The organism is Micromonospora sp. L32 (genome assembly GCF_052068055.1).
GTDB lineage: Bacteria > Actinomycetota > Actinomycetes > Mycobacteriales > Micromonosporaceae > Micromonospora > Micromonospora purpureochromogenes.
In genome coordinates this window covers 122,782-146,635 of the sequence record NZ_JBQHDD010000001.1, presented here as the reverse complement: position 1 = coordinate 146,635, position 23,854 = coordinate 122,782, and the positions used below count along the sequence as shown (strand labels likewise).

General features: G+C 73.6%; 22 protein-coding genes. 4 read left to right on the top strand and 18 right to left on the bottom strand.

Features of this window, described 5'->3' with window-relative positions:
* From ACTMTB_RS00620 to ACTMTB_RS00610, 3 genes are all read right to left on the bottom strand, one after another.
* Window positions 1-729 carry a hypothetical protein gene (locus ACTMTB_RS00620; RefSeq protein WP_441142003.1) on the bottom strand — a complete coding sequence of 243 codons (729 nt, stop codon included), beginning with the start codon at window positions 727-729 and terminating at the stop codon, window positions 1-3.
* Window positions 730-836: 107 nt separating this feature from the next.
* Complete coding sequence (locus tag ACTMTB_RS00615; RefSeq protein WP_441142002.1) at window positions 837-1,400, bottom strand: peptide deformylase; 564 nt, start codon at window positions 1,398-1,400, stop codon at window positions 837-839.
* Window positions 1,397-1,909 carry a glycine cleavage system protein R gene (locus tag ACTMTB_RS00610; protein ID WP_088959964.1) on the bottom strand — a complete coding sequence of 171 codons (513 nt, stop codon included), beginning with the start codon at window positions 1,907-1,909 and terminating at the stop codon, window positions 1,397-1,399. The genes ACTMTB_RS00615 and ACTMTB_RS00610 overlap by 4 nt, the downstream gene beginning before the upstream one ends.
* A 96-nt stretch (window positions 1,910-2,005) precedes the next feature.
* Here ACTMTB_RS00610 and ACTMTB_RS00605 point away from each other — a divergent pair, with 96 nt between their 5' ends.
* The gene (locus ACTMTB_RS00605; protein ID WP_441142001.1) at window positions 2,006-2,911 is read left to right on the top strand and encodes an A/G-specific adenine glycosylase; all 906 of its coding nucleotides are present in this window, start codon (window positions 2,006-2,008) and stop codon (window positions 2,909-2,911) included.
* 196 nt (window positions 2,912-3,107) lie between these two features.
* On the opposite strand, the gene ACTMTB_RS00600 is transcribed toward ACTMTB_RS00605, so the two are convergent.
* The 3 genes from ACTMTB_RS00600 to lysS form a co-directional block, all read right to left on the bottom strand.
* The gene (locus ACTMTB_RS00600; protein ID WP_357609220.1) at window positions 3,108-5,639 is read right to left on the bottom strand and encodes an ATP-dependent Clp protease ATP-binding subunit; all 2,532 of its coding nucleotides are present in this window, start codon (window positions 5,637-5,639) and stop codon (window positions 3,108-3,110) included.
* Window positions 5,640-6,147: 508 nt separating this feature from the next.
* The gene (locus ACTMTB_RS00595) at window positions 6,148-6,498 is read right to left on the bottom strand and encodes a histone-like nucleoid-structuring protein Lsr2 (protein ID WP_441142000.1); all 351 of its coding nucleotides are present in this window, start codon (window positions 6,496-6,498) and stop codon (window positions 6,148-6,150) included.
* A gap of 107 nt (window positions 6,499-6,605) precedes the next feature.
* Window positions 6,606-8,114 (bottom strand): lysine--tRNA ligase, encoded by a 1,509-nt coding sequence (gene lysS, locus ACTMTB_RS00590; protein WP_441141999.1) that lies wholly within the window; start codon window positions 8,112-8,114, stop codon window positions 6,606-6,608.
* A 90-nt stretch (window positions 8,115-8,204) separates the two neighbouring features.
* Here lysS and ACTMTB_RS00585 point away from each other — a divergent pair, with 90 nt between their 5' ends.
* Window positions 8,205-8,945 carry a class I SAM-dependent methyltransferase gene (locus tag ACTMTB_RS00585; RefSeq protein WP_441141998.1) on the top strand — a complete coding sequence of 247 codons (741 nt, stop codon included), beginning with the start codon at window positions 8,205-8,207 and terminating at the stop codon, window positions 8,943-8,945.
* A gap of 33 nt (window positions 8,946-8,978) precedes the next feature.
* On the opposite strand, the gene ACTMTB_RS00580 is transcribed toward ACTMTB_RS00585, so the two are convergent.
* From ACTMTB_RS00580 to ACTMTB_RS00545, 8 genes are all read right to left on the bottom strand, one after another.
* Window positions 8,979-9,737 (bottom strand): type III pantothenate kinase, encoded by a 759-nt coding sequence (locus ACTMTB_RS00580; RefSeq protein WP_210774187.1) that lies wholly within the window; start codon window positions 9,735-9,737, stop codon window positions 8,979-8,981.
* Window positions 9,738-9,829: 92 nt separating this feature from the next.
* Window positions 9,830-10,726 carry a carboxylating nicotinate-nucleotide diphosphorylase gene (gene nadC / locus ACTMTB_RS00575; protein ID WP_441141997.1) on the bottom strand — a complete coding sequence of 299 codons (897 nt, stop codon included), beginning with the start codon at window positions 10,724-10,726 and terminating at the stop codon, window positions 9,830-9,832.
* A 105-nt stretch (window positions 10,727-10,831) separates the two neighbouring features.
* A complete protein-coding gene (locus ACTMTB_RS00570) occupies window positions 10,832-12,526 on the bottom strand; it encodes an L-aspartate oxidase (protein WP_441141996.1) in 1,695 nt (564 codons plus the stop codon).
* A 73-nt stretch (window positions 12,527-12,599) separates the two neighbouring features.
* On the bottom strand, window positions 12,600-13,496 hold the full coding sequence (locus ACTMTB_RS00565) for a septum formation family protein (protein ID WP_441141995.1): 897 nt from the start codon (window positions 13,494-13,496) through the stop codon (window positions 12,600-12,602).
* A gap of 89 nt (window positions 13,497-13,585) precedes the next feature.
* On the bottom strand, window positions 13,586-14,011 hold the full coding sequence (gene panD / locus ACTMTB_RS00560) for an aspartate 1-decarboxylase (protein WP_179802157.1): 426 nt from the start codon (window positions 14,009-14,011) through the stop codon (window positions 13,586-13,588).
* A gap of 34 nt (window positions 14,012-14,045) precedes the next feature.
* Window positions 14,046-14,894: a pantoate--beta-alanine ligase gene (gene panC, locus ACTMTB_RS00555; protein ID WP_441141994.1), complete on the bottom strand. Its 849-nt coding sequence runs from the start codon at window positions 14,892-14,894 to the stop codon at window positions 14,046-14,048.
* Window positions 14,891-15,868, bottom strand: a complete 978-nt coding sequence (locus tag ACTMTB_RS00550; RefSeq protein ID WP_441141993.1) for a Rossmann-like and DUF2520 domain-containing protein — start codon at window positions 15,866-15,868, stop codon at window positions 14,891-14,893. The genes panC and ACTMTB_RS00550 overlap by 4 nt, the downstream gene beginning before the upstream one ends.
* A gap of 233 nt (window positions 15,869-16,101) precedes the next feature.
* Window positions 16,102-17,379, bottom strand: a complete 1,278-nt coding sequence (locus ACTMTB_RS00545) for a phytase (RefSeq protein WP_441141992.1) — start codon at window positions 17,377-17,379, stop codon at window positions 16,102-16,104.
* Between the two features lie 46 nt (window positions 17,380-17,425).
* Here ACTMTB_RS00545 and ACTMTB_RS00540 point away from each other — a divergent pair, with 46 nt between their 5' ends.
* Window positions 17,426-18,508: an SAM-dependent methyltransferase gene (locus tag ACTMTB_RS00540; protein ID WP_441142594.1), complete on the top strand. Its 1,083-nt coding sequence runs from the start codon at window positions 17,426-17,428 to the stop codon at window positions 18,506-18,508.
* Complete coding sequence (locus tag ACTMTB_RS00535; RefSeq protein ID WP_441141991.1) at window positions 18,505-19,674, top strand: NADH-quinone oxidoreductase subunit D; 1,170 nt, start codon at window positions 18,505-18,507, stop codon at window positions 19,672-19,674. Before ACTMTB_RS00540 ends, ACTMTB_RS00535 begins: the two co-directional genes overlap by 4 nt.
* 15 nt (window positions 19,675-19,689) lie before the next feature.
* Here ACTMTB_RS00535 and ACTMTB_RS00530 read toward each other — a convergent pair whose 3' ends face one another.
* The 4 genes from ACTMTB_RS00530 to ACTMTB_RS00515 all read right to left on the bottom strand — a co-directional run bounded on the left by ACTMTB_RS00530 (window position 19,690) and on the right by ACTMTB_RS00515 (window position 23,852).
* Entirely contained in the window at window positions 19,690-21,141 is a 1,452-nt protein-coding gene (locus ACTMTB_RS00530; RefSeq protein WP_441141990.1) for a hypothetical protein, read from the bottom strand.
* 119 nt (window positions 21,142-21,260) lie between these two features.
* Window positions 21,261-22,265: a glycine betaine ABC transporter substrate-binding protein gene (locus tag ACTMTB_RS00525; protein ID WP_441141989.1), complete on the bottom strand. Its 1,005-nt coding sequence runs from the start codon at window positions 22,263-22,265 to the stop codon at window positions 21,261-21,263.
* Between the two features lie 154 nt (window positions 22,266-22,419).
* Window positions 22,420-23,169, bottom strand: a complete 750-nt coding sequence (locus ACTMTB_RS00520) for an ABC transporter permease (RefSeq protein WP_441142592.1) — start codon at window positions 23,167-23,169, stop codon at window positions 22,420-22,422.
* Complete coding sequence (locus ACTMTB_RS00515) at window positions 23,166-23,852, bottom strand: ABC transporter permease (RefSeq protein ID WP_357609178.1); 687 nt, start codon at window positions 23,850-23,852, stop codon at window positions 23,166-23,168. Before ACTMTB_RS00515 ends, ACTMTB_RS00520 begins: the two co-directional genes overlap by 4 nt.
* Window positions 23,853-23,854 lie beyond the last annotated feature (2 nt).

Here is a 23,854-nt window from a genome sequence, read left to right as displayed (position 1 = left end):
TCAGCCGGTGATGACCAGCTTCACGGGCTCGCTGAGCTTGGTGCCGACCCGGGCGAAGACCTGGTACGTCCCGGCGGGCGGGTTCGGCCCGGCGGCCACCCCGCCGGCGCACCGGCTGACGTCCTTGCCGTTCCAGGTCAGTTGGTAGGAGCGCTCGAAGCCCGGGGTGAACGACTGCACGTCCGAGCCCTTGCCGGTGCCGCAGGTGTCCGACGACCAGACCTTCTCCGCGCCCCGCTTGATGTAGAGCTCCTGGAGGTCGGCCCCGACGTCCCGGCTGCAGGTCCGCTGGGCGGTGTTCTTGACCCGCAGCGTCAGGTCGACCAGGGCGCCCCGGCGCACCTCGGACGGGAGCGCCTGCGACGTCACGCTGAGCTCGGCGTCCGTGCAGGTGCCGTCGTCCACCACGGTCGGGCCGGCGGGCACGACGGGCGGCGCGGCCGGCGGCGCGGTGGTCGTACCCGGATCCCCGGCCGGACCGCCTCCGGAGTCCGGCGCCTCCGGCGTGGCCGTCGGTGCGGCGGAGCCGGAAGCGGGCGCCGAACCGGTCGGTGCCGGATCGACGGCCGGCGACGTCGGGGTGGACCTCGCCCGCGGTGTCGTGGCGGTGTCCCCCGACTGGTTGCAGGAATAGAGCAGGACAATCAGGAAGAGAAGCCCCGCTCCGAGTACCACGGCGCGACGCCGCCAGTACACGGCGGATGGCAGGGGACCGACCGTCAGACGCATGATGCCCCCACCGTAGCGGCGCACCCCACTCCGACCCGTCGCGACGCGCCGGACACCGCCCGGATCACCGCCTCCACCCTCCACTCACGACAGCCGGCGGCGGCCGGTCACAGGTAGACCTTGCGCTGGTAGACGGCGTGCGCGCCGGCGACCCGATCGAGGAAGAGCAGCCCCGAGCAGTGATCGATCTCGTGTTGCAGCGCGCGCGCCTCGAAGCCGTCGGTGACCAGCCGCACCGGCTTCCCGGTGCCGGGCAGGTCCGCCTCCACCACCAGCCGGCTGGCCCGCTTCACGTCCCCGGTCAGGTCCGGCACCGACATGCAGCCCTCCCGCCCCGGCTTCCACCGGGTCGCCTCGACCACCCGCGCGTTGCAGAGCACGAAGGTGCCGTGCACGGTGACCGCCTTCGGGTGACCCGTGACGTCCACGGCGAACACCTGCGCGCCCACGCCCACCTGCGGGGCGGCCAGCCCCACGCACCCCGGCGAGACCCGCATGGTGGCGATCAGGTCGGCGGCCAGCTGGACGGTCTCCACCGCGGTGGGGTCGACCGCGCCACCGGGCCGGCTGAGCACCGGGTGCGGGGCGGCGACCACCTGACGTACCTCGCCGGGCAGGGCCAGCGTCTCCGGAGTCCAGTCGCCGAGGCCGGCGTACTCCTCCTCGCTCACAGCAGGTCCGGGTCGGCCGGCCGCAGGGACACCTCGACGCCCAGCTCGGCGGCGGTGGCCGCGAGGCGTCCGGCCAGCTCGTCCGCGCTGCCCGGCGGCAGGTCCACCTCGGCCACCACCACGTAGAGCGAACCGGCGAGCCGGGTGCTCAGGTCGGTCACGTTGCCGCCGGCGTCGGCGAGCACCCGGGTCATCGCCGCCACGATGCCCATCCGGTCCGCGCCGTGCACCGCCATCACGTACGGCTCCCCGGCCCGCGCCGCCACCCCGTCGGGCGTGACCGCGCGTACCGTGGCCAGCAGCTGGCCGTCGGCGGCGAGCGGGGCCAGGGCGGCCTCCACCTCGGCGGCGGCCGGGCCGACGCAGATCAGGGTCATCGCGAAGTGACCGCGCAGCCGGGTCATGGTGGAGTCGGTGAGGTTCGCGCCGAGCCGGGCGAGCACCTCGGCGACGTCGGCCACGATGCCCGGCCGGTCCCGGCCGATGACGGTGATCGCGAGCTCGTTCATCCGGGCATTCTGCACGATCCGCGTCGGCGGGCCGCGTCGCCCCGCCCGGGTCGCCCATCCAGCGGGACCGTCCCGCGTGACATCATCGGCGACGCGATGACTGAACCGACTTTCGCCACCCTGGTCAGCCGTTGGTACGAGGAGAACGCCCGCGACCTGCCCTGGCGTGAGCCCGGGGTCGGCGCCTGGGCGATCCTGGTCAGCGAGGTGATGCTCCAGCAGACCCCGGTGGTCCGGGTGCTGCCCGCCTGGCGGGCCTGGCTGGACCGCTGGCCCGACCCGGCCGCGCTGGCCGCCGACACGCCGGCCGAGGCGATCCGGATGTGGGGGCGGCTCGGCTACCCCCGTCGGGCGGTACGGCTGCGCGACTGCGCGGTGGCGATCGTGGAACGGCACGGCGGCGCGGTGCCCGACAAGCTGGACCAACTGCTGGCGCTGCCCGGCGTCGGCACGTACACGGCGCGGGCGGTGGCGGCCTTCGCGTACGGGCAACGGCACCCGGTGGTGGACACCAACGTCCGGCGGGTGGTGTCCCGGGCGGTGGCCGGCGAGCCGGACGCCGGACCGGCCACCCGACCGGCCGACCTGGTCGCCTGCGAGGAGCTGCTGCCGCTCGAACCGGCCGCCGCCGCGCTGGCCAGTGCGGCGTTCATGGAACTCGGCGCGGTGGTGTGCACGGCCCGCTCGCCGCGCTGCCCGGCCTGCCCGGTCGAGTCGGTCTGCGCGTGGCGGGCCTCCGGCCAGGAGGCGCCCGCCGGCCCGACCCGACGCCCCCAGCGGTACGCCGGCACCGACCGGCAGGTGCGCGGGCTGCTGCTCGGAGTGCTCCGGGAGACCACCGGCCCGGTCCCGCACCAGCGCCTCGACCAGGTGTGGAGCGACGACGTACAGCGGGCGCGGGCGCTGGCCGGGCTGGTCACCGACGGACTGGTGGAACCGGTCGGCGAGGCGGCCTTCCGCCTGGTCGGCGACGGCCCCGCCACCCCACTCCCCCGCCCCTGACCCCGCCTCCGCTCCGGGTGCCTGGCCCGGCTTCGACGCCGTTTGCGGTGTGTCGCGGTGTCCGGCGCCCGGGATACCGCGACACGCCGCAAAGCGAGTGGATCACGCGGCCGGGCACGCCGGGATCGGGCATGCAAAAGGCGGCGGCCCCGGATGGCTTTCGCCGTCCGGGGCCGCCGCCCTCGTGCTGTCGTCCTTACTCGTCCGCCCCCGCGGTAGCCGCGCCACCGAGGTCGGCCGGAACGGCGTCCGGCACCTCGGCCGGCCGGTCCGAGCCGCGGAAGACCAGCTTGGACTTGTCGATGTTCTCCGGGTCGCCCTCGCAGTCCACCACCACGATCTGACCCGGGGTCAGCTCGTTGAAGAGGATCCGCTCCGAGAGGTTGTCCTCGATGTCGCGCTGGATCGTGCGACGCAGCGGACGGGCACCCAGCACCGGGTCGAAGCCCTTCTTCGCCAGGTACTTCTTGGCGTTGTCGGTCAGCTCCAGACCCATGTCCTTGTTGCGCAGCTGCGACTCGATCCGGGCGATCATGATGTCCACGATCGAGAGGATCTCGCTCTGCCGCAGCTGGTGGAAGACGATGGTGTCGTCGATCCGGTTCAGGAACTCAGGCCGGAAGTGCTGCTTGAGCTCGTCGTTGACCTTCTGCTTCATCCGGTCGTAGTTCGACTCGGAGTCCTCAGAGGCCTGGAAGCCCAGCGACACCGCCTTGGCGACGTCACGGGTACCGAGGTTGGTGGTCAGGATGATGACCGTGTTCTTGAAGTCCACGATCCGACCCTGACCGTCGGTGAGCCGACCGTCCTCCAGGATCTGGAGCAGCGTGTTGAACACGTCCGGGTGGGCCTTCTCGATCTCGTCGAAGAGGACCACCGAGAACGGCCGACGCCGCACCTTCTCGGTCAGCTGACCACCCTCGTCGTACCCGACGTAGCCGGGAGGGGCACCCACCAGCCGGGAGACCGTGTAGCGGTCGTGGAACTCGGACATGTCCAGCTGGATGAGGGCGTCCTCGCTGCCGAACAGGAACTCGGCCAGCGCCTTGGAGAGCTCGGTCTTACCCACGCCGGACGGGCCGGCGAAGATGAACGAGCCGGACGGACGCTTCGGGTCCTTCAGGCCGGCCCGGGTACGCCGGATCGCCTTCGAGACCGCCTTGACCGCGTCCTCCTGGCCGATGACGCGCTTGTGCAGCTCGTCCTCCATGCGCAGCAGGCGCGAGGTCTCCTCCTCGGTCAGCTTGTAGACCGGGATACCGGTCCAGTTGCCGAGCACCTCGGCGATCTGCTCGTCGTCCACCTCGCTGACGACGTCCAGGTCACCGGCCTTCCACTCCTTCTCCCGCTGCGCCTTCTGACCGAGGAGCTGCTTCTCCTTGTCACGCAGCTGGGCGGCGCGCTCGAAGTCCTGCGCGTCGATCGCGGACTCCTTGTCGCGGCGCACCTGGGCGATGCGCTCGTCGAAGTCGCGCAGGTCTGGCGGCGCGGTCATCCGACGGATCCGCATCCGGGCACCGGCCTCGTCGATCAGGTCGATCGCCTTGTCCGGCAGGAAGCGGTCCGAGATGTACCTGTCGGCCAGGGTCGCGGCGGCCACCAGGGCAGCGTCGGTGATGCTCACCCGGTGGTGCGCCTCGTACCGGTCGCGCAGCCCCTTGAGGATCTCGATGGTGTGGGCCAGCGACGGCTCACCCACCTGGATCGGCTGGAAGCGGCGCTCGAGAGCGGCGTCCTTCTCCAGGTGCTTGCGGTACTCGTCGAGAGTGGTCGCACCGATGGTCTGCAGCTCGCCACGGGCCAGCATCGGCTTGAGGATGCTCGCCGCGTCGATCGCGCCCTCGGCGGCACCCGCACCCACCAGGGTGTGGATCTCGTCGATGAACAGGATGATGTCGCCGCGGGTGCGGATCTCCTTGAGCACCTTCTTGAGGCGCTCCTCGAAGTCACCGCGGTAGCGGGAACCGGCGACCAGAGCGCCGAGGTCCAGCGTGTAGAGCTGCTTGTCCTTGAGCGTCTCGGGCACCTCGCCCTTGATGATCTTCTGGGACAGCCCCTCCACCACGGCGGTCTTGCCGACGCCGGGCTCACCGATCAGGACCGGGTTGTTCTTGGTACGGCGGGAGAGCACCTGCATGACCCGCTCGATTTCCTTCTCGCGCCCGATCACCGGGTCGAGCTTGCCCTCGCGGGCGGCCTGGGTCAGGTTGCGGCCGAACTGGTCCAGCACGAGGCTGGTCGACGGCGCGGCCTCACCCGGCGCGGCGCCCGCCGCGGCCGGCTCCTTGCCCTGGTAGCCGGAGAGCAGCTGGATCACCTGCTGGCGGACCCGGTTGAGGTCCGCGCCGAGCTTGACCAGCACCTGGGCGGCGACGCCCTCACCCTCGCGGATCAGACCGAGCAGGATGTGCTCCGTGCCGATGTAGTTGTGGCCGAGCTGCAGCGCCTCGCGCAGCGACAGCTCCAGCACCTTCTTGGCCCGCGGCGTGAACGGGATGTGCCCGCTCGGCGCCTGCTGGCCCTGGCCGATGATCTCCTCGACCTGCTGGCGGACGCCCTCGAGGGAGATGCCGAGGCTCTCCAGGGCCTTTGCCGCGACGCCTTCACCCTCGTGGATGAGGCCCAGCAGGATGTGCTCCGTACCGATGTAGTTGTGGTTGAGCATCCGGGCCTCTTCTTGGGCCAGGACGACAACCCGTCGCGCTCGGTCGGTGAACCGCTCGAACATGCCCTCGTGCTCCTCACGTGCCGTGCGCCTTGATGTTCTAGATCTTGGCGGGGCCGGTGCGCGGACGTCCGGGACGGGCGTCCGTGCCTCCTTACTCTATCGCCGCCGACCGACTCCGCTGAGGTCGTGTGTCCCCGCGATGAGCCGTTCTGACGTCGTTTTGACCAACCATCCGCGCTCAGGAGGTGTTCCGGGACCCCGACCTGTACGCGCAGAGCGAAATTCGCCCAGGGTGCGGAAGCTCCCCGGCGGACCGGTGGCTCGTCCACAGGTTGTGGACAGATCTTCCACCGCCTGTGGACAACGCCGCCCCCGGCGGGAATCTTCCCGCCCGCCCGGCATCCGCCCCGGCACCGCCGCGCGGCGCCGCAGGAGGCAACTCCGGACCGCCCCGACCCGTTCGTCACAGCGAGCACACCGACCCCACCCGACCACGGGCCGGGAAAACGGCGACGCCGGCCCGGAGTGGTGCTCCGGCCCGGCGTCGTGTCGCCCCTTGGCGCTGTCGTCAGTGACCCGCCTTGGAGTGGTACTCGTCGACGATCTCCTGCGGGATGCGGCCCCGGTCGGAGATCTCCTTGCCGGCCTTCTTGGCCCAGGCCCGGATCGCCTTGTTCTGCTCGCGGTCGGCGGTGGCGCCGCCCCGGCCCCGCGCCGCCCGGCCACCCACGACCACGCCGCCCCGACCGACCCGGGTGCCCGCCGCCACGTACGGCGCGAATACCTCGCGCAATTTCTCGGCGTTGGAGTTCGACAGGTCGATCTCGTACTGAACGCCGTCGAGGGCGAACTTGACGGTCTCGTCCGCGTCCCCGCCGTCCAGGTCATCGACCAGCTTGTGAATGATCTGCTTGGCCACGTCCCACATTCCTTTCGAGCAGGGTGCTCCTGCAATAGGAGCACAATAACCCGCGTGGCGCTCGACGCGTCAATAGGATGCCGTAACGAGCCGGAGAAGCTTCCGACTCACTCCGGGCGGACCAACGGGAAGAGGATGGTCTCCCGAATTCCGAGACCGGTCAGCGCCATCAGAAGCCGGTCGATTCCCATTCCCATACCGCCGGCCGGCGGCATTCCGTACTCCATCGCGCGCAGAAAGTCCTCGTCCAGCCGCATGGCCTCGTCGTCGCCGCGGGCGGCCAACTGCGCCTGGGCGACCAGCTTCTCCCGCTGCACCACCGGGTCCACCAGTTCGGAGTACGCGGTGCCCAGCTCGAAGCCGAGCACGTAGAGGTCCCACTTCTCGGCCAGCCCCGGCTCGCTGCGGTGCACCCGGGTCAGCGGGCTGGTCTCCTCCGGGTAGTCGCGCACGAAGGTGGGGGCCTGCAGGCCTGGCACGACCAACTCCTCGAACAGTTCCTCGGCCAGCTTGCCCGGACCCCACTTCGGGTCCACTGCGAGTCCGACCTTGTCGGCGTACTCGACCAGGCGGGACCGTTCGGTGCGGACCGTGACCTCCTCGCCGAGCGCCTCGGAAAGCACCCCGAACAGCGTCACCGAGCGCCACTCGCCGCCCAGGTCGAACTCGCGGCCGTCGGCGTGGGTCACCACGGTCGAGCCGCTGACCGCGATCGCCGCCTGCTGCACCAGATTGCGGGTCAGCTCGGCCATCGTGTCGTAGTCGCCGTACGCCTGGTAGGTCTCCAGCATCGCGAACTCTGGGGAGTGCGAAGAGTCGACGCCCTCATTACGGAAGTTGCGGTTGATCTCGAAGACCCGGTCGACGCCGCCGACCACGGCCCGCTTGAGAAACAGTTCCGGCGCGATTCGCAGATACAGATCGGTGTTCAACGCATTGCTGTGGGTCACGAATGGGCGGGCCGCCGCCCCGCCGTGCAGCAACTGCAGCATCGGGGTCTCGACCTCGATGAATCCCTGCCCGTGCAGCGAATCACGCAGGCTGCGCACCGCCGCCGCCCGGGTACGCACCATCTGCCGCGCCTGCGGGCGGACGACCAGGTCGACGTAGCGCTGGCGGACCCGGGCCTCCTCGCTGAGCGGCTTGTGCGCCACCGGCAGCGGGCGCAGCGCCTTGGCGGTGACCGCCCACTCCTGGGCCAGCACGGACAGCTCGCCCCGGCGGCTGGTGATCACCTCACCGGTCACCCCGACGTGGTCACCGAGGTCGACCAGGCGCTTCCAGTCCTCCAGCCGCTCGGCGCCCACCCGGTCCAGGGAGAGCATGGCCTGGAGTTCGGTGCCGTCGCCGTCGCGCAGCGTCGCGAAGCAGAGCTTGCCGGTGTTCCGTACGAAGATCACCCGGCCGGTGACCGAGACCTGGTCGCCGGTGGCGGTGTCGGTGGGCAGCTCGGCGTACTTCGCGCGGACCTCGGCCAGCGTGCTGGTCCGGGGGAAACCGACCGGGTACGGCTCGATGCCCTCGGCGAGCATCCGGTCCCGCTTCTCCCGGCGGACCTTCATCTGCTCGGGAAGGTCGTCGGCGGGGTCCACTGGCACGGCGTTCTGCTCGATCACGGCACTGTCCTCAGAAAGGAGATATCGGCGGGGTCAGCCCCCGAGCGTACTCAAGCGCCCAGGTCGCCGTTACGGGATAACCTGCCGCCCATGACCGACCCCACTCCGGCGCTGTCCTTCGGGGCGGCCGCCACCGACTACGACCGGTTCCGGCCCCGTTATCCGCAGTCCGCCGTCCGCTGGGCCCTGGCGGGCGTCGACGCGCCGGCCCGGGTGGTCGACCTCGGCGCCGGCACCGGCATCCTCAGCCGCGCGATCCTCGACCTGGGCCACGAGGTGCTGCCGGTGGAGCCCGATCCGGGGATGCGCGCCCAGTTGGCCGCTGCCACGCCGGGCAGCACCGCGCTGGCCGGCAGCGCCGAGGCGGTGCCGCTGCCGGCCGGGACGGCCGACGCGGTCCTGGTGGGGCAGGCCTACCACTGGTTCGACAAGGAGCCGGCGCACGGCGAGATCGCCCGGGTGCTCCGGGCCGGCGGAACGTTCGCCCCGATCTGGAACACCCGGGACGGGAGCGTCGGCTGGGTCGCCGAGCTGGACCGGATCGCCGGGACCCACGACGACGCCGGTGACCTGACCGAGAAGATCACCGATTTCGGCCGGGCCTTCGGCGCGGTCGAGCTGGGCGAGTTCACCCACCGGGCCACGCTCACCCCGGACGAGGTGGTCGGCGTGCTGCGTACCCGCTCGAACTGGCTGACCGCCACGCCGCGGCAACGGCAGCGGGTCGACTCGGAGCTGCGCGAGCTGTTCGCCACCCACCCCGACCTGGCCGGGCGGGAGACGGTCGAGCTGCCGTACCGGACGCTCGTCTTCCGGGCCCGGCGGCGCTGACCCCCGGGCGGCGCCCGACCCCGGCGGCCGGGGTCAGTTGTTGCGCTCGTAGACCATCCGCAGGCCGATCAGGGTGATCATCGGCTCGTGGTGGGTGATGGTGCGGCACTCGCCGATCACCACCGAGGCCAGCCCGCCGGTGGCGATCACCGCCTTCACCTCGCCCAACTCCTCGGTCATCCGCTCGACGATCCGGTCGACCTGCCCGGCGAAGCCGAAGTAGAGGCCGGACTGGAGGCACTCGACGGTGTTCTTGCCGATCACCGACCGGGGCTTGGTCGCCTCCACCTTGCGCAGCTGAGCGGCCCGGGCAGCCAGGGCGTCGAACGAGATCTCGATGCCCGGGGCGAAGGCGCCGCCGAGGAACTCACCTCGGCCGCTGATCACGTCGAAGTTCGTGGTGGTGCCGAAGTCGACCACGATCGACGGACCGCCGTAGAGGGTGTACGCGGCGAGGGTGTTGACCACCCGGTCCGAGCCGACCTCCTTGGGGTTGTCGATCGCGAGCTGGACGCCGGTGCGCACCCCCGGCTCGACGATCACGCTGGGCAGGTCGGCGTAGTAGCGGGCCAGCATGGACCGCAGCGAGCGCAGCGCCGCCGGAACCGTGGAGCAGGCCGCCACCCCGGTGATCTCCACCGCGTCACCGGCGAGCAGCCCGCGGAACATCAGACCCAGCTCGTCCGCCGTGGACCGGGCGTCGGTCTTGATCCGCCAGGAGTGCACCAGCTTGTCGCCGTCGAAGGTCGCCAGCACGGTGTTGGTGTTTCCGATGTCGATGCAGAGCAGCACACGCGCAGCCTAGACGCCGCCCGGCGGGGCGAACCCGCCGAGCCGCCGGCCGGCCGGCCCGGCCCACCGCGCCGGACTCACCGCCCGTGGGCTCACCGCGTCCGCAGGTCCAGCGCGATGTCCAGGATCGGCGAGGAGTGGGTCAGCGCGCCCACCGACAGGAAGTCCACACCGGTGGCCGCGTACTCGGCCGCCACCGCGAGGGTGAGCCCGCCGGTCGCCTCCAGCTCCGCCCGGTCGCCCACCCGGGCGACCACCTCCCGCAGCGTCTCCGGGGTCATGTTGTCCAGCAGCAGGAAGTCCGCGCCGGCCTCGACCGCCTCCACCGCCTCGGCGACGGTGTCGACCTCCACCTGCACCGGCACGTCGGGGAACGCCTCCCGGACCCGGCGGAAGGCGGGCGCGATGCCGCCCGCGGCGAACTTGTGGTTGTCCTTGATCATGGCGACGTCGTGCAGGCCCATCCGCTTGTTCGTGCCGCCGCCGGCGCGCACCGCGTACTTCTCCAGGGCGCGCAGGCCCGGGGTGGTCTTGCGGGTGTCCAGCACCATCGCCTTCGTACCGGCCAGGGCGTCGGCCCAGGCCCGGGTGTGGGTGGCCACCCCGGACATCCGGCTGAGCAGGTTGAGCGCCGTGCGCTCGGCGGTGAGCACCAGCCGGGTCGGGCCGGTCACCGTGGCCAGCACGTCGCCGCGCGCCACCCGCTGCCCGTCCCGGGCCACCAGCGACACCTCGACGGTACGGCCCGCACCGGTCACCTCGCCGACCAGCTCGAAGGCCGCCGCCGCCACGGCCAGCCCGGCCACCACGCCGTCGGCGCGGGCGACCACGTCGGCGGTGTCGGTCTGCGTGTCGGGGATGGTGGCCACGCTGGTCACGTCGAGGAAGTCCGGCCCCAGGTCCTCGGCGAGCGCCCCCACGACGACCGCCCGCACCTGCGCCGGGTCCAGGCCACCGGCCCGCAACGCCCGCTCCGTCGACTCCCTCACGCCGCCACCCCGATCCGCGCCTGCAGGACCGACTCACTCCTCGCGCTCACCGGACCACCTTCGTTCGCGACTGCGGGGCTCGCAGGACCGACTCACTCCTCGCGCTCACGCCAACTCCTCCCACCGGGACGTTAACCGACCCTGCGCACCGACCGCACCGAGCAGATGGCCCCGCCACCGCTCGTCGGCGGCCGGGAAGTCCTCCCGCCAGTGGCACCCCCGGGTCTCCTGCCGGGCGTACGCGGCGGCGACCAGGGTCGACGCCACGGTGAGCAGGTTCGTCGCCTCCCAGTCGGCGGTACGCGGCGTGCCCCGGCCCAGGCCCAGCTCGCCCAGGACGGCGGCGGTCCCGGTCAGCGTGGCGGCCGACCGCAGCACCCCGGCACCCCGGGTCATCGCCCGCTGGAGCGCCGACGTGCCCTCGGCCGGCACCACCCAGCCCTCGCCGCCCACCCACGCGCCCGTCTCCGCCGGCCGGGCCTGCTCGGGCAGCCCGGCGGCGATGTCCTCGGCGATCCGACGGGAGAAGACCAGCCCCTCCAGCAGCGAGTTGCTGGCCAGCCGGTTGGCACCGTGCACGCCGGTGCAGGCGACCTCGCCGCAGGCGTACAGGCCGGGGATGGAGGTGCGGCCGTGCAGGTCGGTACGGACGCCGCCGGAGGCGTAGTGGGCGGCCGGGGCGACCGGGATCAGGTCGGTGGCCGGGTCCACGCCGATGGCCAGGCAGGAGGCGACGATGGTGGGGAACCGCCCGGCCAGGAAGTCGCCGCCCAGGTGCCGGGCGTCCAGCCAGACGTGGTCCGCGCCGGTGGCCAGCAGCACCCGGTGGATGCCCTTGGCCACCACGTCCCGGGGGGCCAGTTCGGCCAGCTCGTGCTGGCCGACCATGAACCGCTTGCCGTCACTGTCGACCAGGTGGGCCCCCTCGCCGCGCAGCGCCTCGGAGACCAGCGGCTGCTGGGCGAGGCCGGCGCCGGGCACCCGGGCCGCCTGCGGCACGATCAGCGCGGTCGGGTGGAACTGGACGAACTCCACGTCGGTGACCGCCGCGCCGGCCCGCATGGCCAGGGCCACCCCGTCGCCGGTGGAGACGGCCGGGTTGGTGGTTGCCGAGAAGATCTGCCCCATCCCGCCGGTGGCCAGCACCACCGCCCGGGCCAGCAGCGCGCCGACGCCGTCCTCGCTGCCCTCGCCCAGCACGTGCAGAGTGATGCCGCAGGCCGGGCCGAGGCCGTCCGGGCCGTCGCCGGGGGCGCGCAGCAGGTCCAGCACCAGGGCGTGCTCGACCAGGCGGATCCACGGGTCGCGGCGGACCGCCGCGTGCAGCGCGCGCTGCACCTCGGCGCCGGTGGCGTCGCCGCCGGCGTGCACGATCCGGTCCGCCCGGTGCCCGCCCTCCCGGGTGAGCATCAGTGACCCGTCCGGGTTGCGGTCGAACTCCGCGCCGATGCGCATCAGCTCGCGGAGCCGGGTCGGCCCCTCCTCCACCAGCACCCGCACGGCCGCCGGGTCGCAGAGCCCGACGCCGGCGATCTCGGTGTCGTGGGCATGCGCGCCCGGGGTGTCCGTCGGATCGAGCACCGCCGCGATGCCGCCCTGCGCCCACCGGGTGGAGCCCTCGTCAATGTTGACCTTGGTGACCACCGTGACGTGCAGGCCGGCCTCGCGCAGGTGCAGCGCGGCGGTGAGCCCGGCGACCCCGGAACCGACCACGATCACGTCGGTGGTCTCCACCCAGCCGGGCGCGGGCGCGGCCAGCAGTCTGGGCAGGGCCGGCAGGTCGACGGTCGGAAGGTCCATGAGCACAGTCAACCCGAACGCCCCTCATCCCGGGCGGCGGGGGCACGACGAGTGGTTTGGACTACGGCGTCCGCTACTTCGTCCGGACGGGCAGCCCGGCCGGGCCGGCGCCCTTGAGCGAGGCGGTCACCGTCCGGTCGCTGAGCCACAGGTGGCAGCGCACACCCCGGTCACCCGCCCGCCAGCGGCCGGCACCGGGCGGGCGGACCACCACGCCGCTGCGTAAGCGCAGGTCGGCGTCGTCCGGCACGCCGACGTACCGGGCGAGGACGCTGCGGCAGCCGGCGTAGAGCGGCAGCCAGTCGGCGTCCCGGGTCGGGTACGGCCGGTCGGGCGCCTTCCACACGCCGACGAACTCGGCGTCGTGGGCGGTGGCGCACTCCGCCGGGAGCAGCACCTGCACGCCCCGGCCGGTGCCGGTGCGGGTGCGCTGGCAGCCCAGGCGCAGCGGCGACGGGCCCTTCAGGGCGTCACGCAGGCTGCCGGTGCGGGTCACCACGGCCGCCGCCGCCTCGACGGTGGTCAACTCGCTGAGGTCGCAGCGGTACCAGCGGGAGCCGGCCGCCCAGCCGGGACGGGTGGGCAGCGCCACGGCCAGCCGCAGCCGGCCGGCGCGCCAGTCGTCGCCGACGTACCCGGTGGCGCGCGCGTCGCACTCGGCGAAGGCGCCACGCAGGTCGGGCGAGCCGGTGACGGGCGGATCCGCCCCGCCGGCCGGGAAGGCCCCCACGTGCACCGTCTCCACCCGGTGCGCCACGGCGCAGTCCACCGGCGCGTACCCGTCCAGCGCCACCGTGTCGGTGAAGTCGCCGACCTGGCAGACGCCGGCCTCGGGGGTGAACGGCCCGGCAACCGCCGGGGCGGCCCAGTCGTCGGTGAGGTCCCCGTCGACCCCGGCGGTGGCGGCGCAGCCGGCCAGCAGGGCCACGGCGATCAACGCGGCGACCGGTCTCGTCATCGCACGGCGCATCGCGGCCTCCCCCAGCCGACGACCGTCAAACCCGACGGTCCGCCCAGGGTAACCAACAATGACCTTCCGGTGACAGACCGGAAGCGCGCTCAGCCCACCACGGCCAGCGGGCTGGGGGTGGGGTCACCGGCGGTGCCGGGAGCCACGGCGGCCGGGTCGGCGCCCAGGTCGACGACCTTGTTGTCGGCGTCGACGTGCACCACCCGGGGCCGGTACGAGCGCGCCTCGGCGTCGTCCATCTGACCATACGAGATGAGGATGACCAGGTCGCCGGGGTGCACCAGGTGCGCCGCCGCGCCGTTGATGCCGATCACCCCGCTGCCCCGCTCACCGGGGATGACGTACGTCTCCAGCCGGGCCCCGTTGGTCACGTCCACGATCGCCACCTGCTCGCCGGGGAGCAGGTCGGCGGCGTCGAGCAGATCCTGGTCCACGGTGACCGAGCCGACGTAGTGCAGGTCCGCCTGGGTCACCGTGGCCCGGTGGATCTTCGACTTGAGCATGGTCCGGAACATCGGTCGCCTCTCAGCGGGTGCGGTGGTCAGGTGGTCAGGAACGCGGGGCGAGTCGGATCGCCATGTTGTCGATCAGGCGGGTGTCGCCCACCCAGGCCGCGACCAGCAGCCGGGCCGGGCCGGCCACCGGACCCGGTTCCAGGTCCGGATCGGTGAGCACCAGATAGTCCAGCCGGGCGTCGGCACCGACCGCGGCGAACGTCCGGTGCGCGGCGGCCAGCACCTCCCCGGCGTCCCGGCCCTGCTCGGCGGCGGTCGCGCCGGCCCGCAGCGCGGCCGACAGGCTCAGCGCGGTCCGCCGCTGCTCCGGCGAGAGGTAGCGGTTACGGCTGGACAGGGCCAGCCCGTCCGGTTCGCGGACGGTCGGCACGCCGACCACCTCCACCGGGACGTCCAGGTCGCGGGCCATCCGGCGGACCAGGGTGAGCTGCTGGTAGTCCTTCTCGCCGAAGAAGGCGAGATCGGGGCGGGTGAGCTGGAGCAGCTTCATGACCACGGTCAGCACCCCGTGGAAGAAGCCGGGCCGGCTCTGCCCCTCCAGGTCCTCGCCGAGCTGCCCCGGGTTCACCCGGACCGCCGGCTGCCCGTCCGGGTACATGTCCGACACGGCGGGGGCGAACACCACGTCGGCCCCGGCCCGACGGCAGATCTCCAGGTCGGCGTCGAGGGTGCGCGGATAGCGGTCGAAGTCCTCGTTCGGCCCGAACTGCAGCGGGTTGACGAAGATCGTGACGAGCACGTGGTCCGCCCGCTCCCGGGCCGCCCGCAGCAGCGTCTCGTGCCCCGGGTGCAGCGCACCCATGGTCATCACCACGCCGACGGTGCCCTTGAGTCCGTCCCGCGCCTTCGCCAGCTCGGCCCGGCTGTGCACCAGCTCCGTCATGCCGCCACCTCCCGATGGATCCCGGCCAGCACGTCGAGCAGCGACTCGGCGTCCACCGGCCGCAGCCGACCGGCCGCGATCGCCCGATCCGCGCTCCGTCGTGCCAACGCCAGATAGGGGGCCACCGATTCCGGGGCGGTCTCCGCCAGCCGGTCCAGGTGCCGTCGCACGGTGCCCGCGTCACCCCGGGACACCGGGCCGGTCAGCGCGTCGTCGCCGAACCGGAGCGCGTTCTCCAGGGCCGCCCGCAGCAGCGGGGCCAGCACCTTCTCGGGCTGGGCCACCCCGGCGTCGCGCAGCCGGTCAGCCGCCTCGTTGACCAGGGTCACCAGGTGGTTCGCGCCGTGCGCCAACGCCGCGTGGTAGAGCGCGCGGTCCCCCTCGGCGACCCACTCCGGCACCCCGCCCAGGTCGGCGACGAGCCGGGCGGCGAGCGGGCGCAACTCCGCCGGGGCGGTCACCCCGTACGAGATGCCGGCCAGCCGGCCGAGGTCGTCGGGCGTACCGGTGAAGGTCATCGCCGGGTGCAGCGCCAGCGGGCGCGCGCCGACGGCGGCGGCCGGGGCCAGCACGGCCAGGCCGTGCGCGCCGGAGGTGTGGGCGACCACCTGGCCGGGGCGCAGCGCCCCGGTCTCGGCCAGCCCGGCGACCACGCCGGCCAGCGCGTCGTCCGGGACGGCGATCAGCAGCAGGTCGGTGGCGGCGCGGGCGACCGAGGTGGCCGAGCGGTTGCGGGTGCCGGGCAGCAGCAGCGCGATCCGGGCCTTCGCGGCCCCGGAGACGCCGGCGGCGGCGACCACCCGGTGGCCGGCGGCGACGAGCGCCGCCCCCAGCACCGCACCGACCCGGCCGGCGCCGATGATGCCGACGGTCAGGGTGCGGGGGAAGACGAGCGGGGCGCCGGCAGGGGCGCCGCCCGCGGGAACGGCGGCCTCACGCGGGGCGCCCGGACGCGGGCGCAGCGGTGCGCTCATGGCAACGATCCAGTCCTCGAAGGGGGTACCGGTCGACCGCAAGTATGCGCTGGGGTTACGGAGCCCTAACAAGAGTGTGTGAAAACCTTCACCGGCCGGTGGGCGGGCGGTTTCCGGGCGGCGCGGACCACGCGCCGCGGTTACAGTGCCGCCCCGCCGGCCCGGCCTCCCGGACGTCCGATCCGGTACGGACCGGGCCGCCCGCCCCGGCGGCGACGACCCGGTCCCGGGCCTCAGCCCTGGGCGCGCAGGAAACCGGCGTCGACGAACTTGAAGTCCGTGTCCGGGCGGGCCTCGCCGTCCGCGCCGGTGGTCTCCGGGGTGTTGTGGCCGTCGTGGACCACCAGCAGGCCGCCGGGGAAGCCCGGCAGCGGGGTGGCGGTCACCGCCGCGCCGTCGCACTCCTGGCCCCCGTCCACGCGGCCGTCGACCACCGCGAACCGGCCCGTGGGGCGGTCGGTGCGCCGGTCGTACGTGTAGAACGTGTCGTCGCCCTGGCTGGAGACGACGAGGGTGCCGGTGAACCGGCCGGTCCGGTGGATGGTCAGCCCCTCCACGTCCTGGGCGACCCGGCCACCGAAGCCCGGGTCGGCCGCGTAATCGGTCACGCAGTCGTCCTCCTCGACGTCGAAGGCCGCCGGGACGCCGTACTCGCGGACCCGCTCGACCGGTGTCAGACCGCCGGCGAACCGGCCGCCCATCAGTCGCGTCCGCCACAGCCCGACCTTCTCCTGGGCCAGGTGCACCACGCCGGTCGCCGGGTCGACCACGGTGCCCTCCACCTGGGGCCCGTCACCCGGGTCGGTGCACGGCGACCAGCGCGCGCCGTTCGGCAGGGTGAACGTCGACGGCAACGTCAGCCGGTCCACCCGCCGATAGCTGACCGTGTCACCCCTGACGACCAGCCGGAACAGCCCCACCTCCGGAGTGCTGCGCCGGCTGACCACCGCGTACGCGGCGCCGTCGACGTCGGTGAAGGTGGCCAGCCCGTACGCGGTGCGCTGCTCGTCGACCTCTGCCTGGTCCGCGCTGAAGGCGAACGGCACGTCCGCCGCCGTGACGTCGGTCAGCAGCCGGGTACCCGGGTCGATCCGGTAGAAGCGGAGCTGGTCCCGGCCCCGGTCGGTGACCACGGCGAGGTCGGTGGCACGGCCGGCCAGCCGGAACCCGGAGACCAGGTCGACGTTGTTGAACCGGCCGGACTCGTGCTCCGGGCCGGGCGCCGGCGGGGTGGCGATGCGCTGCCGCTCCCGGGCGCGCAGGTCGTACACCCGCAGGCCGCCGTTCTTCGCGGTGGCCACCACCAGGCTGCCCGCCCGGTCCGTCGGGTGCACCCAGATCGCCGGGTCGTCGGCGTCGGCGTCCCCGCCGGCCTCGTCGTCGAAGAGGGAGGGGGTCTCAGCCACCGCGCGGACCTCGCGGAGCCCGTCGCCGGTCGGGGCGGCGACGGCGGGGACGGCGGCCAGCACCATCGGCACGACCGCCAGGGCGGGGATGAACAGTCGTCTCATACCGGCTGACCGTAGGGTCGGCACGGTGACGCACCCTGAACGCGGAATGAACTCGATGCGCTGGCGGGACGCCATGGAGGCCGCCCTCTACGGCCCGAACGGCTTCTTCGTCGCCGGGGCCGGACCCGCCGCGCACTTCCGCACCAGCGCGCACGCCTCGGGTGTCCTCGCCAGCGCGCTGTCCCGCCTGGTCGACCAGGTGGACGCCGCCCTGGGCCGGCCCGACCGGCTGGACGTGATCGACGTGGGCGCCGGCCGGGGCGAGCTGCTGCGCTCCCTCGCCCGGGCCGTGGGCACCGACGGGGATCCCACCGGGCGACCGGCCTCCCCGGAAACCCCGACCGCCCCGGCCGCCGCCGCGCCGTCACCCGCCGCGCCGGTGCCGCTCGCCCACCGGGTACGGCTCACCGCCGTCGAGCGGGCGCCCCGCCCCGACGACCTGCCCGCCGGCATCGACTGGCGGAACGAGATCCCGCACGGGGTCACCGGCCTGCTGATCGCCACCGAATGGCTGGACAACGTCCCGCTCGACGCCGCGGTGCACGACGGCGACGACTGGCGGTACCTGCTCGTCGACCCGGCGAGCGGGGCGGAGTCGGTGGGCGACCGGGTCGACGCCGCCGACCTCGACTGGCTGCACCGCTGGTGGCCCGCCCCGGTGGCCCCCGGGCGGGCCGAGATCGGCCGGACCAGGGACGACGCCTGGGCCGACGCGGTCGGCAGGCTCGACCGGGGACTCGCGCTGGCCGTCGACTACGGACACCTGCGGCAGGAGCGGCCGGTGGACGGAACGCTGACCGGGTACCGCGCCGGCCGGCAGGTGCCACCCGTACCCGACGGCTCCCGCGACGTCACCGCGCACGTCGCCGTGGACTCGGTCGCCGCCGCCGGCGCACGGGTCGCCGGGTGCGCGTACACGCTGGTGTCGCAGCGGGAGGCGCTGCGGGCGCTCGGGGCCGACGGCGGCCGACCGCCGCTGACCCTGGCCGGCAGCGACCCGGCCGGCTACCTGCGGGCGCTGGCCGCCGCCTCGGCGGTGGCCGAGCTGACCGACCCGGCCGGCCTCGGCGGGCACTGGTGGCTACGGCAACCGGTCGGCGTCGACCCCGCGGCGTTCATGGCACGATGACCCACATGACCACGGACGCCGGCGACCTCCGCGAGCTGACCGTCGGCACCGGCGCGGGCGGCGAGCAGCTGGGCGCCGACATGGTGCTCAACATCGGCCCCCAGCACCCGTCCACGCACGGGGTGCTCCGGCTCAAGCTGGTGCTCGACGGCGAACGGGTCGTCGCGGCCGAGCCGATCGTCGGCTACATGCACCGGGGCGCGGAGAAGCTCTTCGAGGTCCGCGACTACCGGCAGATCATCGTGCTGGCCAACCGGCACGACTGGCTGTCTGCGTTCTCCAACGAGCTGGGCGTGGTGCTCGCCGTCGAGCGGCTGATGGGCATGGAGGTGCCCGAGCGGGCCACCTGGCTGCGGATGGCCCTCGCCGAGCTGAACCGGGTGCTCAACCACCTGATGTTCCTCGGCTCGTACCCGCTGGAGATCGGCGCGATCACCCCGGTCTTCTACGCGTTCCGCGAGCGGGAAACGATCCAGGCGGTGATGGAGGAGGTCTCCGGCGGCCGGATCCACTACATGTTCAACCGGGTCGGCGGCCTCAAGGAGGAGGTGCCCGCCGGCTGGACCGGCCGGGCCCGCGCCGCGATCGGCGAGGTCCGCCGCCGGATGCCCGACCTGGACCGGCTCATCCGGCGCAACGAGATCTTCCTGGCCCGTACCGTCGGGGTGGGGGTGCTCTCCGCCGCCGACGCCGCCGCGTTCGGCGCCTCCGGGCCGGTCGCCCGCGCCTCCGGCCTCGACCTGGACCTGCGCCGCGACGAGCCCTACCTCGCCTACGACCAGCTCGACGTGCCGGTGGTGACCCGCACCGCCGGGGACTGCCACGCCCGCTTCGAGGTGCTGCTCGACCAGGTGTACGCCTCACTCGACCTCGCCGAGCAGTGCCTGGACCGGGTCGACCGGCTGACCGGGCCGGTGAACACCCGACTGCCCAAGGTGGTCAAGGCGCCCGAGGGGCACACCTACGCCTGGACCGAGAACCCGCTCGGCATCAACGGCTACTACCTGGTCTCCCGGGGCGAGAAGACCCCGTGGCGGCTCAAGCTGCGCACCGCGTCGTACGCGAACGTGCAGGCGCTGGCCAGCCTGCTCCCCGGCGCCCTGGTGCCGGACCTGATCGCCATCCTCGGCTCGATGTTCTTCGTGGTCGGCGACATCGACAAGTAACGGCGGCTGACCGGATCAGCGCCAGCGGCCACCGGCGCGCGGGGAGTCGTCCTGCGGCGGTTGGCCGTACCGCTGCTCGCCGCCCCACTGCTGGCGGGCGCGCGGCTCCGGCTCGGCGGCCCGCCAGGAGTCCACCGGTTCCCGCTGCGCGGGCGCTCGCCACTGGTCGGCCGACCGCTCGCCCCACGACTGCTCGGCGTGCTGCTGGCCGCGCGCCTGCCCCCGCCACTCCTGCGGCACCGGCACGCCGCCGGCCGGCAGCGCCGGATGCTCCTCCGCCTCGACCCAACCGCCGCCACCCCACTGCTCGGCGGGCCGGCGGGGCTCGTCGTGGCGTACCGACGCCCACCGGTCCTGCATGCGGAACTCGGCACCGTCGGCGTGCAGCTCCGCCCGGCGCTCACCGACCCGCACCTCGCGGCCCCGCCCGTCGTCGCGTACCTCGGCCCAGCGGTCGCCGGCCCGTACCCCGGACCAGTTCTCCTCCGCCGGGTACGACCCGCCCGCCCAGGACTGGTCGGCACGGTCGTCGGCGGCACCCGACCAGGACCGCTCCTCGGGCTGCCCGCCCGGCCAGGGCCGGTCCTCCCGCTGGCCGCTCGACCGTTCGTCGCGTTGACCGGCCCAGCCCCGCTCCGGCTCGGCCCGCTCCGACCAGGAGTTCTCCGGCTCCGCGCCGCTCCAGGACGACTCCTCCGGCGCCGGGGACCAGCGCCCGGCATAGCCGGCGTAGGCGTTGCCGACCGCCGGGTCCGCGCCGTCCACCACGGTGTGCCGGGTGGTCACGTGCACGGTCTCGGTGTGCCGCAGCACGGGACGGCCGCCCGCCTCGGGGGTGGGGGCGGCGCCGCGCGGTTCGCGGGGAGCGCCGTACACCCCGGCCTGGCCGGCGGCGGAACGCTCCGCGCCGTAGCGACGCCCGGCCGGCTCCTCGTCGTCCCGATCGGTGGTGCGGCCCCAGGTGGACAGGGTCTCCTCCGGCGCGGCGGCCCACCGCCGCCCGCCCGACGCCTGCTCCTGCGGGGCGGACACCCGGGCCCGGCCGGCGCCGGCCGGTTCCTCGGCCACCGCCCCGGTGATCCCGGCGGCCGCGGCGATGCCGGCCGCCGCCGCGTCCAGCCGGCGGCGCAGCGCGGTGACCTGGTCCTCCACCCGCTGGGACTGGTCGAGTGCCTGGTTGCCGCGCTGGGCGGCGGCCACGATCTCGGCCCGCAGCTCCCGGCGAAGCTGCTCCAGCTCGTCGAGGAACTCCTCGCCGCGCGGCTGGCCGCCGTCGGCGCGCAGCGCGATCGACAGACCGATCAGGACCACGGCCATGATGGCCAGTACGGCGGCGAACCGGAGCGGACCGTTGCCGTCGGCGATCAGCAGGATCAGCGCCGCGACGGGCGCGATCGCCACACCAATCCAGAACAGGACGGTCAGCAGCTGCGGGTGGTGCTTCTCGGGCACGACCGGGGCGGGCATGGCTGTGGAGCCTACCGAGAGATGCCCTGGGTGGGAACGGTCCCGAGGACCGAATCGCGACGTCAGGGGGTGCGGGCCGGGCGCGGCCGGCGGGGTGCCGCCGCGCCCGGAACCCGTGGTCAGCCGGTGGCGAGCGCGCCGTCGGAGGAGAAGACCAGACCGACGCTGGCGGTGCCGGTCTTCAGCGCGTTCTTGGTCTGCGGGCCACCGGCGTCCAGCGAGCTGAACGAGCCGGCCTTGAAGTCGTAGACCTCCACCAGACCGGCCTGGCACTTTGGCCGCTGCGGGCACTCCGGCGGGCCGGCCAGCACGGTCGCCGAGCCGGAGCACTTGGCCGCCAGGTCGGAGATCGTCCGCACGCCGTACTTGTCGGCGAACGCCTTCGTCACGGCGAAGGCGTTCTGGTCCTGCGCGGCGGCGGGTGCGCCGAAGGTGATGCCCACCTTGTCGCCGGCGGCCTTCAGCGCGGTGACGGTCTTGTCCAGCTCCGGCGAGGAGACCGGGGTGGCGTTCTTCCCGTTGGCCTTGGTGTTGAGGAACTCCGCCATGGTCGCCGCGTACTCCGGGACGACCTGGATCTGGCCCTTCTCCAGGGCCGGCTCGTAGAGCTCGCGGTTGCCGATCTGCTGCACCTTGACCTGGTACCCGGCCGCGGTGAGGGCGACCTTGTAGAGCTCGGCCAGGGTCTGGCTCTCGCTGAAGTTGCCGGCGCCGACCACGATCTGCCCGCCGGGGCCCTTGGCGATGCCGGCGGTGAGGTTGTTCGCCGAGGCGAACTCCTCGGCGGCGGCCTTGGGGGTCTTGCGGTCGACGTCGACGGCCTTGTTGAGCGCGATCAGCTTCGGCGTGTCCAGCGCGGTGGAGACCTTGTCGAGCGCGGCGACCAGCTGCGGGTTGGCCGCGTCGACGTTGATCGCCGGGATGATGTTGTCGGTGTTCTGGAGCTTCTTGTCGTCGTCGAGGACGACCAGCTGGTCGCCGGCGACCGGGGCGCAGCCCGCCCCGCTCGCGCCCTGCTGGGGTGCGTCCGTGCCGGAGGACCCTTCGTCCCCGCAGCCGGTGAGCAGACCTGCCACGGTGAGCGCGCCGATCGCGCCGACCGCCACTCGTGTCCGTACGCGCATGATCGCGCCCGCCTTCCGTGTCCCGGCGCGACCCGAGGTGGGCCGGCCGCGTGTCCGACGGGCGATCGGATGCCGCCCGCGATTCCAGCCAATATCCTCCGGGCCCGACCGACAAATTTGGGCGGAGTTCTTCACCGGATCGTCACCGGATCGCTCAGTTTCCGGCGACTGCGGCCGCCGCTCGCCGCTTCGCCCGGCCCCGGGCCCGCCGCAGCGGGCGCGGGGTGACGGCCCGCTCGACCAGCGCCAACACCCCCTCGACCAGCAGCGCCAGCCCGGCCACCAGCACGCCCCCGGCGATGATCTGGCCGCCGCCAGCCGCGATGTCCAGCCCGAAGCCCGCCCGGATGATCTGGCCGAGCCCGCCGCCGTTGACGAACGAGGCGAGCGCGGCGGTCGCCACCACCTGCACCGCCGCGGTCCGGAACCCGGCCGCCAGGTACGGCACCGCCAGCGGCAGCTCCACCCGGCGCAGCAGCTGCCCCCCGGACAGCCCCATCCCCCGCGCCGCGTCCCGGGCCTCCGGATCGGCCTGCCGCACCCCCGTGTACGCGTTGGCCAGCAGCGGCGGCACCGCGAAGACGGCCAGCGCCACCACCACCGCCGGCCGGCCGAACCCGAGGAAGGTCAGCGGCAGGATGGTCAGCAGCGCCAGGGTGGGGATCGCCAGCGTGACGTTGGAGATCAGCAGGACCAGCCCGCCCCCGCGACCGCTGTGCCCGAGCCAGAGCCCGATCGGCCAGGCCACCAGGCAGCCGAGCAGCACCGCGGCGGCGGACATGCTCAGGTGCTCCTCGAGCCGGTCCACGATGCCGCCCGGGTTGGTCCAGTTCAACGGGTCGTTGAGCCAGACCACCGCCTGCTCGACCGGATTCGTGCCCGCCCGGGCGGCCGCGGCCGTCATCCGGTCCGCCCGCGCAGCCACGGCGTGAGCAGCCGGCCCACCCCGGCGAGGAGCAGGTCCAGCACCAGGGCGAGCAGCACGCAGAGCAGCGTCCCGGTCATGATCTGGGCCTTGTAGAAGTTGTTCTGGAAGCCGGCGAAGATGAGCTGCCCGAGGCCGCCGCGACCGACCACCACCCCGACGGTGACCAGGGCGACCGTCGAGACGGTGGCGAGGCGTACCCCGGTGAGGATGCCGGGCAGGGCCAGCGGCAGGTCGATCCGGAACAGCCGCGCCCAGCGGCCGTACCCCATGCCCTCGGCCGCGTCGCGGACCTCGGGGGGCACCTGGTTCAGCCCGGCCACCGCGTTGCGCACGATCACCAGCAGCGCGTACAGCACCACCACGGTCAGCACGGTGATCGCGCCGATGCCGAGGTAGGGCGCGATGAAGGCGAACAGCGCCAGCGACGGGACGGTGTACAGCACGCCGGTGAGTGCGAGAATCGGCCCGGCGAGGGCGCGAAACCAGTACGCCGCCACCGCCAACGGCAGGGCCACCAGGGCGGCGATCAGCACCGCCCGGGCGGTCAGCGAGGCGTGCTCGCGCAGCGCGGCGAGGATGGTGTCAGAGTTGTCCCGCACGTACTGCCAGGAGAACCACGGGTTACCGGGGTCGGCCCGGTAGCTCAGGTGGAGGGACACAC